The 12,361-nt window shown below is 44.7% G+C and carries 13 protein-coding genes; 9 read left to right on the forward strand and 4 right to left on the reverse strand.

The window, feature by feature from the left end; translation table 11 throughout:
• The first annotated feature begins 4 nt into the window (after positions 1 to 4).
• From A5882_RS05910 to A5882_RS05940, 7 genes are all read left to right on the forward strand, one after another.
• Positions 5 to 1,573 carry an ABC transporter ATP-binding protein gene (locus tag A5882_RS05910; protein WP_005226842.1) on the forward strand — a complete coding sequence of 523 codons (1,569 nt, stop codon included), beginning with the start codon at positions 5 to 7 and terminating at the stop codon, positions 1,571 to 1,573.
• Positions 1,566 to 2,717 carry an ABC transporter permease gene (locus tag A5882_RS05915; protein ID WP_005226844.1) on the forward strand — a complete coding sequence of 384 codons (1,152 nt, stop codon included), beginning with the start codon at positions 1,566 to 1,568 and terminating at the stop codon, positions 2,715 to 2,717. The genes A5882_RS05910 and A5882_RS05915 overlap by 8 nt, the downstream gene beginning before the upstream one ends.
• Positions 2,717 to 3,670 (forward strand): ABC transporter permease, encoded by a 954-nt coding sequence (locus tag A5882_RS05920; protein WP_005232556.1) that lies wholly within the window; start codon positions 2,717 to 2,719, stop codon positions 3,668 to 3,670. The genes A5882_RS05915 and A5882_RS05920 overlap by 1 nt, the downstream gene beginning before the upstream one ends.
• A 194-nt stretch (positions 3,671 to 3,864) precedes the next feature.
• Positions 3,865 to 5,031 carry a phosphopentomutase gene (gene deoB, locus A5882_RS05925; RefSeq protein WP_008376404.1) on the forward strand — a complete coding sequence of 389 codons (1,167 nt, stop codon included), beginning with the start codon at positions 3,865 to 3,867 and terminating at the stop codon, positions 5,029 to 5,031.
• A 10-nt stretch (positions 5,032 to 5,041) separates the two neighbouring features.
• Positions 5,042 to 5,860, forward strand: a complete 819-nt coding sequence (locus A5882_RS05930) for a purine-nucleoside phosphorylase (protein WP_008376402.1) — start codon at positions 5,042 to 5,044, stop codon at positions 5,858 to 5,860.
• Positions 5,861 to 5,885: 25 nt separating this feature from the next.
• Positions 5,886 to 6,590 carry a purine-nucleoside phosphorylase gene (gene deoD / locus A5882_RS05935; RefSeq protein ID WP_005226852.1) on the forward strand — a complete coding sequence of 235 codons (705 nt, stop codon included), beginning with the start codon at positions 5,886 to 5,888 and terminating at the stop codon, positions 6,588 to 6,590.
• A gap of 198 nt (positions 6,591 to 6,788) precedes the next feature.
• Positions 6,789 to 7,976 carry an iron-containing alcohol dehydrogenase gene (locus A5882_RS05940; RefSeq protein WP_086372533.1) on the forward strand — a complete coding sequence of 396 codons (1,188 nt, stop codon included), beginning with the start codon at positions 6,789 to 6,791 and terminating at the stop codon, positions 7,974 to 7,976.
• Positions 7,977 to 8,028: 52 nt separating this feature from the next.
• Here the strand turns inward: A5882_RS05940 and A5882_RS05945 are convergent, their stop codons facing one another.
• The 4 genes from A5882_RS05945 to rpiA all read right to left on the reverse strand — a co-directional run bounded on the left by A5882_RS05945 (position 8,029) and on the right by rpiA (position 11,066).
• A complete protein-coding gene (locus A5882_RS05945; RefSeq protein ID WP_086372534.1) occupies positions 8,029 to 8,676 on the reverse strand; it encodes an SGNH/GDSL hydrolase family protein in 648 nt (215 codons plus the stop codon).
• Between the two features lie 101 nt (positions 8,677 to 8,777).
• Positions 8,778 to 9,464 (reverse strand): 2,3-diphosphoglycerate-dependent phosphoglycerate mutase, encoded by a 687-nt coding sequence (gene gpmA / locus A5882_RS05950; protein ID WP_005226871.1) that lies wholly within the window; start codon positions 9,462 to 9,464, stop codon positions 8,778 to 8,780.
• Between the two features lie 194 nt (positions 9,465 to 9,658).
• A complete protein-coding gene (locus A5882_RS05955) occupies positions 9,659 to 10,240 on the reverse strand; it encodes a recombinase family protein (RefSeq protein WP_005226873.1) in 582 nt (193 codons plus the stop codon).
• Between the two features lie 151 nt (positions 10,241 to 10,391).
• A complete protein-coding gene (gene rpiA / locus A5882_RS05960; RefSeq protein ID WP_005226875.1) occupies positions 10,392 to 11,066 on the reverse strand; it encodes a ribose-5-phosphate isomerase RpiA in 675 nt (224 codons plus the stop codon).
• A 304-nt stretch (positions 11,067 to 11,370) separates the two neighbouring features.
• Here rpiA and rpsL point away from each other — a divergent pair, with 304 nt between their 5' ends.
• Both rpsL and rpsG read left to right on the forward strand, forming a co-directional pair.
• A complete protein-coding gene (rpsL, locus tag A5882_RS05965; protein ID WP_003127956.1) occupies positions 11,371 to 11,784 on the forward strand; it encodes a 30S ribosomal protein S12 in 414 nt (137 codons plus the stop codon).
• Positions 11,785 to 11,854: 70 nt separating this feature from the next.
• A complete protein-coding gene (gene rpsG / locus A5882_RS05970) occupies positions 11,855 to 12,325 on the forward strand; it encodes a 30S ribosomal protein S7 (RefSeq protein WP_003127957.1) in 471 nt (156 codons plus the stop codon).
• Positions 12,326 to 12,361: the final 36 nt, after the last annotated feature.

Below are 12,361 nucleotides of genomic sequence, written 5' to 3' on the forward strand. Positions count from 1 at the left end.
TAATTTGGCTGAGGAAAAATATGTTGTAGAAATGCGTCATATCACCAAAGAGTTTGGAACGTTCAAAGCCAATGACGATGTCAACTTGCAAGTAAGGCCGGGAGAAATCCACGCATTGCTTGGTGAAAATGGAGCGGGCAAGTCGACCTTGATGAATATGCTGTCAGGATTATTGGAACCAACATCTGGTGAAATCTGGATGAATGGTGAAAAAGTGAATATCACGAGTCCGACCGCAGCAAACAAATTGGGGATCGGTATGGTGCATCAGCATTTCATGCTGGTAGACGCCTTTACTGTAACAGAAAATATCATTTTGGGGAGCGAACCCCATCATCTCGGTGTGTTAGATCGCAAGAAAGCCCGCAAAGAAATCAAAAAAGTTTCTGAACAATATGGTTTATCGGTTGATCCAGATGCTTATGTGCGTGACATCTCTGTCGGGATGGAACAACGGGTAGAGATCTTGAAGACTCTTTACCGCGGCGCAGATGTACTGATTTTTGATGAACCAACGGCAGTTTTGACACCGCAAGAAATCGAAGAGCTGATCGAAATCATGCGCGGATTGGTGCGTGAAGGCAAATCGATTATCTTGATCACCCACAAACTGGATGAGATCAAAGCGGTGGCAGACCGTTGTACAGTTATCCGTCGGGGACAAGGGATCGGCACTGTCAATGTCAAAGACGTCAGCTCGCAACAGTTGGCCGATATGATGGTTGGTCGTTCTGTGTCCTTCAAGACACCGAAGAAAGAAGCGTCACCAAAAGAAGTCGTGCTTTCTGTTGAAAACTTAGTCGTAAAAGAAAACCGTGGCTTAGAAGCAGTCAAAAACTTAAGCTTAGAAGTACGTGCAGGTGAAGTATTGGGGATTGCTGGGATCGATGGCAATGGGCAATCAGAGCTGTTACAAGCCATCACTGGTTTACGGAAAGTCGAAAGTGGCAAGGTCTTGCTGAATGGCGATGACATCACCAACTTCAAGCCTCGGAAAGTCACCGAAGCCGGCGTTGGTCATGTGCCAGAAGACCGCCATAAATACGGGCTTGTCTTGGATATGATGTTATCAGAAAACATCGCCTTACAAACCTACTACAAAAAACCTTTGAGTAATGCAGGTGTCTTAGATTATGGAGAAATCAACGAGTTTGCTCGTGACTTGATTCAAGAATTTGACGTACGAACAGTCAATGAGATCGTACCGGCACGGGCATTGTCCGGCGGGAATCAACAAAAAGCGATTATCGCACGAGAAATCAGCCGCGATCCTGATCTATTGATCGTTGCCAATCCGACCCGTGGGTTGGATGTCGGAGCGATCGAATTTATCCACAAACGCTTGATTGAACAACGGGATAAGTTCAAAGCTGTTTTATTAGTCAGCTTTGAATTAGATGAAATTTTGAATGTATCAGACCGCATTGCTGTTATTCATGCTGGTGAGATCGTTGGGGTCGTTGATCCGAAAGAAACATCAGAGAAAGAGCTTGGCTTGTTGATGGCAGGGTACTCCTTGGAGGAAGCAAGACGAGAGCTGCAAATGGAGGAAGTAGGTGGTTCGGTTGAATAACCGCAAAGAAAAGATCCGCAATATATTAGTGCCGATCATCGCTGTCTTGTTGGGATTCGTCCTTGGCGGAATCATCATGGCGGCCTTCGGCTACAGCCCGATCACAGGGTATACACAAATGTTCCGGACCGTTTTTATCAACGGACAAACAGGTGGGTTAAATGCCCGCAACATTGGTGAGATTTTTGTTACAGCAGGACCCTTGATCTTTACTGCTCTGGGATTTGCCGTTGCAAACTCAGCAGGATTCTTCAATATCGGTCTTTCTGGTCAAGCGCTAGCAGGTTGGGTTGCCAGTATCTGGGTCGCACTGGCGATGCCGGATGCGCCTCGGTTGGTGGTCTTGCCATTAGCCGTGATCGTAGGGGCTTTATGCGGGGCGATCGCAGCTGCGATTCCTGGTTTCCTACGGGCATTCTTTGGAACAAGTGAAGTCATCGTGACGATCATGATGAACTATATCTTGCTTTATACGGGGAACCATTTAGTCAATAATGTGATGAGTGAATCCATGATCACGACAAAAGGGGTCACGAAAATGGTGGGGGAAAATGCCTCCATGCAGACGCCGTTTCTAGCAAGCATCACGAGCAACTCTCGCTTGAACTTAGGGATCTTCTTAGCCTTGATCTTCTTAGTTTTGGTTTGGTTCTTGATGAAAAAAACCACTCTTGGTTATGAGATCCGCGCGGTGGGCTTGAACCCAAGCGCTTCTGAATATGCTGGGATGAGCAGCAAACGGACGATCATTATCTCCATGATCATCTCTGGGACACTTGCCGGATTAGGTGGAGTTGTTCAAGGACTAGGAACGTTTGAAAACTTCTTCGTTCAAGGGTCATCATTAAGCATCGGGTTTGACGGTATGGCTGTATCCTTGTTAGGAAGCGGCTCATCGATCGGAATCTTGCTTTCAGCCCTCTTGTTCAGTATTTTGAAATTAGGTGGACAAGGCATGCAGTTTGCAGGTATTCCATCTGAATTAGTTGATGTTAATATCGCAATTATTATTTTCTTCGTAGCGATCAGTTTTGTGATTCGTTTCTTGTTGGCAAAAATCTTTGACGGCAAAAAAGAAGCGCTGGTCGTACAGGAGATTGAAGCCCAACCAAACGATCAAGATCAGGAAGGAGGAACCATCTAATGGATATTAGTTTAATTTCTTCGATCGTCACTCAAACATTGATTTATGCGTCTCCTCTGATTTTGACGGCGCTAGGTGGCGTGTTCTCAGAGCGAAGCGGGATCGTTAACGTGGGTCTTGAAGGAATCATGGTTATGGGTGCTTTTAGCTCGATTGTTTTCAATATTGAATTTGCGTCACAATTTGGTGCGTGGACACCGTGGTTAGGGATGCTCGTCGGCGGACTTGTCGGTGTGGTTTTCTCCTTGCTGCATGCGGTGGCAACCATCAACTTCCGTGCAGACCACATCATCAGTGGTACGGTGATGAACTTGATGGCACCAGCTTTGGCCGTGTTCTTAGTTAAAGCGATCTACAATAAAGGGCAAACCGATAACATCCAACGGACATTGGGGTATTTCAATTTCCCGATTCTTAAAGATATTCCTATCATTGGCCCGATTTTCTTTAATCAAACGTTCTTACCGGCGTACTTCGCTATTTTGATCTCAGTGATCGCGTGGTTCGTGATTTTCAAAACACGCTTTGGGTTGCGTCTTCGTTCTGTCGGTGAGCATCCTCAAGCAGCTGATACCTTAGGGATCAATGTTTACGTGATGCGTTACTCAGGCGTCTTGATCTCTGGATTCCTTGGTGGGATGGGCGGTGCCTTGTTTGCTCAATCGATCGCGGGTCGCTTTGCTGTGACAACGATCGCCGGTCAAGGGTTTATCTCGATGGCTGCGATGATCTTTGGTAAATGGAATCCACTTGGTGCGATGGGCGCAGCGATTTTCTTCGGTTTCGCGCAAAACATCAGTATCGTAGGTGGCCAGCTGCCAATCATCTCTTCCATTCCAGCAGTTTACTTACAAGCTGCGCCTTATGCCTTGACGATCATCGTGCTCGTTCTTTTCCTTGGAAAAGCTGCTGGTCCGAAAGCTAACGGGAAGAACTACATTAAATCTAAATAATTTTTTCAGTATGAAAGGGTGGGGCTATGGGACATGAATGTGTTGCTGTGTCCTGCCCTTTTTCTATCCTCTGGGTGAAAGGAAAGCGTCAGGAAATTTCCAAAGCAACCCAGCGCAATTTTTGCTTAAGTTTAGTATGATAGAGGTAGTAGATCCGCTTGTAAAAGCATAAAATAAAGAAAGTAGGGAATAGAATGTTTAAACGTGTACACTTGATCGTGATGGATTCAGTCGGAATTGGTGAAGCACCTGATGCGGCAGCTTTTGGTGATGTCGGTTCAGATACATTAGGCCATATTGCAAAAGAAGCAGGCTTAACGATCCCTCACTTGGAACAATTAGGCCTAGGGACGATTCGTCCTTTAGAAGGCGTAAAGGCGGTAGCTGACCATGATGGGTATGCAACCAAATTGGAAGAAGTTTCTGTTGGGAAAGATACGATGACGGGTCACTGGGAGATCATGGGCTTGAATATCCAAAAGCCTTTCCGCGTATTTCCAGATGGGTTTCCCGATGAATTATTGCAACAGATCGAAGCGTTCTCTGGACGCAAAATCGTCTGCAATGCGCCGTATTCTGGGACAGCAGTCATTGATGACTTTGGCGAACATCAAATGAAGACCGGGGATCTGATCGTTTACACTTCGGCTGACCCAGTGTTGCAGATCGCCGCTCATGAGGAAATCATTCCATTAGAAGAATTGTATCGTATTTGTCAGTACGTTCGGGATATCACGAAAGATGAGCCGTATATGATCGGCCGCATCATCGCGCGTCCTTATGTCGGTGAGCCTGGAAACTTTACTCGTACGAGCAATCGTCATGACTACGCACTCGATCCATTTGGCCATACAGTGTTAGATTCATTGAAAGAAGCTGGAAAAGACGTGATCGCCGTTGGGAAAATCAATGATATCTTCAACGGGCAAGGAATCACCGATTCTGTACGGACGAAGAGCAATATGGACGGTGTGGATCAATTATTGAAGGTGATGAAACAAGACTTTACGGGTCTAAGCTTTACGAACTTAGTCGACTTCGATGCGCTTTATGGTCACCGTCGCGATGTCGTAGGGTATGCCCACGCCATTGAAGATTTTGATTTGCGTATTCCAGAACTCTTAGAAGCAATGGGAGACGAGGATCTGCTGTTGATCACAGCTGACCACGGCAATGACCCAACCTTTACGGGAACGGATCACACGAGAGAATATGTGCCATTACTAGCGTACAGCAAGAAATTTCAAGGCCAAGGCCAATTGCCACAAGGCTACTATGCGGATATTTCCGCAACGATCGCTGAAAACTTTGGTGTTTCAGCTACAGAAAACGGAACAAGCTTTTTAAAACATTTAAATTAGAGGTGATGAAATGACAACGTTACATGAGAAATTACAAGAAACAACGGCATTTATCAAAGGAAGCGGCGTCGGTGAAGTGGAATTTGGGTTGATTTTAGGATCTGGCTTAGGTGAACTAGCCGATGAGATCGAAAATCCAATCGTGTTGCCTTATAACGATATCCCGCATTTTCCTGTTTCGACAGTGGTCGGTCATGCTGGACAATTGGTCTATGGAACATTAGCTGGGAAAAAAGTCTTAGCGATGCAAGGACGATTCCATTATTATGAAGGCCATTCGATGCAGACGGTCACTTACCCCGTCCGTGTGATGGCGGCATTGAAAGCTCATTCCTTAGTCGTGACCAATGCCTGTGGCGGTGTGAACGAAAGCTTCCAGCCTGGAGACTTGATGTTGATCACCGATCAAATCAACTTTATGGGGGACAACCCACTGATTGGTGAAAACGAAGAAGAAATGGGTCCACGTTTCCCAGATATGAGCCAAGCTTACCATTTGCCTTATCGGGAAGCGGCACAAAAAGTTGGCGCATCAAAAGGATTGCACTTAAAAGAAGGCGTCTATATGGGCTTCTCAGGTCCTACGTATGAAACGCCAGCAGAGATCCGCTTTGCTCGGACGATCGGTGCCGATGCTGTCGGTATGTCGACTGTCCCAGAAGTGATCGTTGCTGTTCACAGTGGCTTGAAAGTCTTAGGTGTTTCTTGCATCACAAACTTGGCTGCTGGTATGCAAGCGAGCTTGAATCACGAAGAAGTCGTGGAAACGACGGAACGGGTCAAGGCAGAATTTAAAGCGTTGATCAAAGAAACGTTAGCAGTACTATAAAAAGCAGACCAAAGGAGAAAAACGAATGAGCGTTCATATCGAAGCAAAAGCAGGCGAGATCGCAGACAAAATCTTGTTACCAGGTGATCCACTGCGGGCAAAATATATTGCTGAAACATTTTTAGAAGACCCGATCTGTTACAACAATGTTCGGGGAATGTTGGGCTATACAGGCGTTTATAAGGGCGAGCGGGTCTCTGTCCAAGGAACCGGCATGGGCATGCCTTCAGCGAGCATCTATGCCCATGAATTGATCAACTCTTACGGCGTGAAGAAATTGATTCGGGTCGGTACGTGTGGTGCCATCTCAAAAGATGTCCACGTGCGTGATCTTGTGATTGCCCAAGCGGCAGCAACAAGTTCATCGATGGTGGCAAAAAACTTCCAAAGTTTCCATTTCCCACCAATCGCTGACTTTGCACTGCTGCGTAAAGCCTATGATACAGCGATTGAATCAGGATTTACGACCCACGTCGGCAACATCTTATCTGAAGATACCTTCTACAAAGATGACATGACGGAAACGTTACAGTTGGCAGACCTTGGAGTGATGGGTGTTGAGATGGAAGCCGCAGCCTTATACTATTTAGGGGCGAAATTCCACGTTCAAACCTTAGCGATCTGTACTGTCAGCGACCACATCATCACTGGAGAAGAAACAACGCCAGAAGAAAGACAAACGACGTTTAACGACATGATCAAAGTTGGCTTAGAAACAGCGATTGCGTAAAAAAGATACCACAGGATCGGTGCATGAACGATGCGAGGGCTGCTTGCTTTTGAGAGAGCAAGCAGCCAAATCGTATTGGTTTGCATGCAACCGAGAATGTGTTATCTTTTTTTGTTGGCAAAAAGCCACGAAGAAGCGTTGCACTTTTGCCAGAAAATGGTTTAATGAAAAGAAAAGGTGTAAAAAGGAGACGAGACAATGAATAATTTTACGTTTCATGTAACGACGGACATTCGTTTTGGGAAAGACCGTCTGAACGAATTGCCAGAAGTACTGAATACATTTGGAAAAAACGTCTTGCTAGTCTATGGTGGCGGCAGTATCAAGAAAAACGGCTTGTACGATGCAGTCATGGCGCAATTGACTGCCAACGGCAATCAAGTCACTGAATTGACTGGTGTCGATCCAAATCCACGAATCGAAACCGTTCGTCAAGGAGCCGCTCTTTGTCGTTCAGAAAAGATCGACGTCATTTTAGCTGTTGGCGGCGGTTCTGTAATTGATTGCAGCAAAGTGATTGCTGGGGCGGCTTGCAGTGAGCAAGAGCCTTGGGACTTAGTACTTTCCAGAAGCTATCAAGGACCAGCGATTCCATTAGCAACGATCTTGACCCTTGCGGCTACCGGCAGTGAAATGAATCGCGGCGCAGTGATCTCTAATCTAGAAACGAAACAAAAACTTGGCGTTCACGGACCCGAATTTTTACCGAAAGTATCCTTTTTAGATCCAACAACGACCTTTAGTGTCAGTCGTTATCAAACGGCTGCCGGTTCAGCGGATATCATGAGCCATCTGATTGAAAATTATTTCAGTAAAACAGAAGGAACAGATGTCCAAGACGGTGTAGCAGAAGGATTGCTAAAAGCAGTCATTAAAAATCTGCCCATCGCATTAAAGGATCCCTCGGACTATGACGCACGGGCGAATTTGATGTGGGCGAGCACCTTAGCCTTAAATGGTTTGACTGGAAGCGGCAAGGGTGGTGCATGGTCTTGTCATGCGATGGAGCATGAGTTGAGTGCGTTTTATGACATTACCCATGGCATCGGCTTAGCGATCCTGACCCCACGCTGGATGCTTCATGTATTGAATGAAGAAACGGCGCCGAAATTTGCGCGTTTTGCCAGAGAAGTCTTTGGTGTCCAAGAAGCAGTGCCAGAATTAGCTGCCCGAATGGGGATTCAAAAACTGTATGACTTTTTTGCTTCTTGCGATATTCCGATGACTTTGCCAGAAGTGGGAATCGCCGATGACACTCATTTTGCTGAAATGGCGGCTCAAGCAGTTCAATTCAGCTCTATTGCAACAAATGCGTATGTACCGCTACAAGAAGAAGACGTGATCGCAATCTACCAAGATTCCTTGACTCCTTCAACCTATCTTTAATCATTAAACAGACCGTTCCTGCGACTTGGTTGTCGCGGAGCGGTCTGTTTATTTACCCTTCAGAAGAAAAAGCCAAACGGGCCATTAGCTGATTCGCAATCAAGGCGTGTCCTGCAGGAGTAGGGTGCACACCGTCATCGCCTGTCAGTGCCTGTGGGGAGCTAGCGACGGATGCTTCGGCAAACAAGCCATCCAGCGGCAGCAGTTGACAATGAAAGGCGGCAGCTAAGCGACGAACGATTTGGATTTTCGGATCAAGATCGATCCGCCAGGTTTGGCGATCTTCAGGATATGGCAATACAAAAGGTTCCAGCAAGAAAATACGCGTGATCCCCTGTTGGGTCACTTGTTCCAGAATTTGACGGTAGGTTGCCTCAAAGGACGTTGCCGCAGCTTCTGAACCAAAATCGGGACCACCGGCATTGTGCCACATGTCGTTGATCCCAATCATAAAGACCAAGACGTCAGGCGCTAATTGGAGGCAATCTTCTTGGAGACGGGCTAAGACATCGGCAGCTTTATTGCCGCCGATCCCGCGGTTATAAAAGGTAAAGCCCGCAGTGGGGAATTTCTCTGCCAGCTGATCGGCAACGAGACGGGCAAACCCATGTCCTAAATCGTGGGGGTCTTGGCGATCACGATCGCAATCTGTGATGCTGTCACCTAAAAATAAAACGGTATCATTTTTGACTAGTTTCATAATAAGCTCCTTTCGAGTATGCCCTCAATTATAAAAGAGGGGGGAGAAAATGCCAATAAAAAAACTGCCCTTTGGTTAAAAAGGGCAGCGATAAGCGAGGCTTATAAGTAGTATTTTTTCGCAACAGTCAAATCATCGTTCAATTCATAAACAAGTGGTTGACCAGTTGGGATCTCAAGATCCATGATATCTTCGTCAGAAATACCTTCGATATGTTTTGCTAATGCACGTAGAGAGTTTCCGTGAGCCGCAACTAAGACAGTTTTGTCGTCTTTTAATGCTGGGGCGATTTCATCTTGCCAGAAAGGCAATGCACGTTCTAAAGTAACTTTTAAGTTTTCTCCACCAGGTACGTCGCGAGGGTCAAGCATTGCATAACGACGGTCGTTTGCAGCAGAACCTTCATCTGAAGCTTCCATCAATGGAGGTAAAACATCGTAAGAACGACGCCAGATGTGTACTTGTTCGTCACCGTATTTTTCAGCAGTTTCTTTTTTATTTAAACCTTGTAATTTACCGTAATGACGTTCGTTTAAGCGCCATGATTTGATCGTTGGTACCCAAAGTTGATCAGAATATTCTAAAATGTAATTACAAGTTTTGATGGCACGAGTTAAAACAGATGTGTAAGCAACGTCAAATTCGATGCCTGCTTCTTTGATTTTACGTCCGCCTTCGATTGCTTCTTCGACACCTTCTGGCGCTAGATCAACATCAGCCCAACCGGTAAACTGGTTTAATTTGTTCCATTCGCTTAGTCCATGACGAGAAAATACTAATTTTGGCATGTAAAACTCTCCTTTAGATATTCGATATTTTTCTGAAATTTTCAATTCCGTATTTATTGTACACTCTTTCTCAAAGAATTTCCATGGTTTTGGAGGAAAAGCTGGGGGAAAACGCCATTCTTAAGGAAAAACAAAAGGGGATCATTAAAAAGAGGACCGCTTTTGTTTCATGCTGTTCTAGGGGGAGTCGACAACTATGAACGTAACTTGTTCCATTCTTCTTCGGATAATTTTATGTATTTATAGCATGTACCTACAGAAACACCGCATTTTTCAGAAATATATTGAATCGTTTCTTTTTTTTCGTAGTACAATTGACGGATTTTTTTAATCGTTTTTGGATCGATTTTTGGACGACCGCCAATTTTGCCTTTTTTGCGGGCTTTATTTAAGCCGACCAGCGTGCGCTCTTTGATGAGTGAGCGTTCCATGATCGCAAGTCCTTCCATTAAATTGAAGTAAACCTGTCCCATCGGACCGCGGGTATCGATTTGTTCTGCCAGTGAAACCAGATGAAGCTCTCGCTGTTTTAATAGATCAGTGAGATCGGTCAGCTGTCTGGTCGTTTTCCCTAAACGATGCAGTTCCGTAACGACTAAGGTGTCGCCGGGCTGCATTTGTGCCACCACTGACTCCAATGAATGATTTTCTTCACTTTCTTCCACGCTAAATGTCTCATGGAAAAATTCATGACACCCAAATTCTTCGAGCTTGTTTAATTGTTCACTTGTTGAGTTGTCGGTGATCGTTGAACGAGCATAGCCTATGATTTTCATAAACCCTCCTACCTTTTCCTTTTTATTGAATGTATCATAATTATTTCTTAAATGATAGGGTAATTTGCACAAAAAATAATAAAAATTAAGTCGATTGAAGAAAAATAACGAAAAAAAGAGAAGCATTTTTGCTTCTCCTTTTTTGTTTCCTTTATCTAACGTGCTTGGTACTCGGTCCTTCAGGCAATCCGACAATGATCGTATGAACCATATCCAAAAACAGACCGTGTTCAACCACGCCCACTGTAGCATCTAATTCCTGTGCCAACTCAGTAGGAGCGGTGATCGTTTCTAGATGAAGATCGATGATGTAATTGCTGCAATCGGTTTTTAACGGTTCGCCTTCTTCATTCAGACGCAGTTTTGGATGGTAGTTTTTCTTCTCGAACAGACGCAACAGCTGTTGGCTGCCATAAGGGATCACTTCCACTGGCAACGGGAAGGCACCAAGTGTTTCGACCATTTTCGATTCATCAACGATCCACAAAACTTTTTTGGAGTTAGACGCCACGATTTTTTCGAATAAAAGGGCTGCACCGCCGCCTTTGATGCCATGATAATCCTTGCTGATCTCATCTGCACCGTCGATCGTTAGATCCACAGCGTCCACTTCATCGATGGTGCGAATCGGGATACCTAATCCTTCTGCTTGTTTTTTCGATGCCCAAGAAGTTGGGACACCAGTGATCGATAGACCTTCTTCTTTTACACGTCGACCCAGTTCTTCAATCATGTAGTAGGCTGTTGAGCCAGTGCCCAAGCCAACGACCATGCCATCTTTTACATAACTAGCCGCTTCAATGCCGACCATTTCTTTTAGGTTCATTTTCTTCCCGCCTTTTTTAAATAAATGCTTTGTCTCTATTATATAGGAAGAAGCGCAAAATTTGCGGATTTTTTCGTAACAGATTTCTTTTGAAAAAAGCTTGGGAGGATACTTGACAGGTAAGAATAAGCATGATATTCTATCAAAGGTGCTTTATCTACAGGTCTCTCGTTGGAGACGTGCTGACTGTCTATCAAAGCATAGTTGATATGAATGCAGAGAATGCATTATTTTTTATCGCAAAAAAAGAACCACCTGGATGTGTGGGACTATAAAGCGAATCAAGGAAGGAGGACAACTAGGGATGCCTACAATTAATCAATTAGTACGTAAACCTCGTAAATCCAAGGTTGAAAAATCAAATTCACCAGCATTGAACAAAGGATATAACAGTTTCAAGAAAGCTCAAACGAATGTTAACTCACCTCAAAAGCGTGGGGTAGCTACTCGTGTGGGAACTATGACACCGAAAAAACCGAACTCAGCTCTACGTAAATATGCGCGTGTTCGTTTGTCAAACTTGATTGAAGTGACAGCTTATATTCCAGGTATCGGACACAACTTACAAGAACACAGCGTGGTCTTGTTACGTGGTGGACGTGTAAAAGACTTACCAGGGGTACGTTACCATATCGTTCGTGGTGCATTGGATACTGCCGGTGTTAACGATCGTAAACAATCTCGTTCTAAATATGGTACAAAACGTCCTAAAGCTTAATCTTTAAGACAAACAGATCAAATGAATCTTATTTAAATCAGAACTGATATCTCGGAAGGAGGAGTTACGGATGCCTCGTAAAGGTCCTGTTGCAAAACGTGATGTTTTACCAGATCCTATTTATAACTCAAAATTAGTAACTCGTTTGATCAACCGTGTAATGGTTGATGGTAAACGCGGTGTTGCTGCAAATATTATCTACAATGCTTTTGGCATTATCAAAGAATCTACAGGAAATGATCCATTGGAAGTTTTCGAACAAGCAATGAAAAACATTATGCCTGTATTGGAAGTTAAAGCTCGCCGTGTCGGTGGTTCTAACTACCAAGTACCAGTAGAAGTACGTCCTGAACGTCGTACAACTCTAGGTCTTCGTTGGGTGGTAAACTACGCTCGTTTGCGTGGCGAACACACAATGGAAGAACGTCTTGCAAAAGAAATCATGGATGCAGCAAACAACACTGGTGCTTCTGTGAAAAAACGCGAAGACACACACAAAATGGCGGAAGCCAACCGCGCATTTGCTCACTATCGTTGGTAAGATCCTCACTGCTTTTTATTGGAAGGTACTGAGACA

Source organism: Enterococcus sp. 4E1_DIV0656 (assembly GCF_002140695.1).
Classification (GTDB): Bacteria; Bacillota; Bacilli; order Lactobacillales; family Enterococcaceae; genus Enterococcus_D; species Enterococcus_D entomosocium.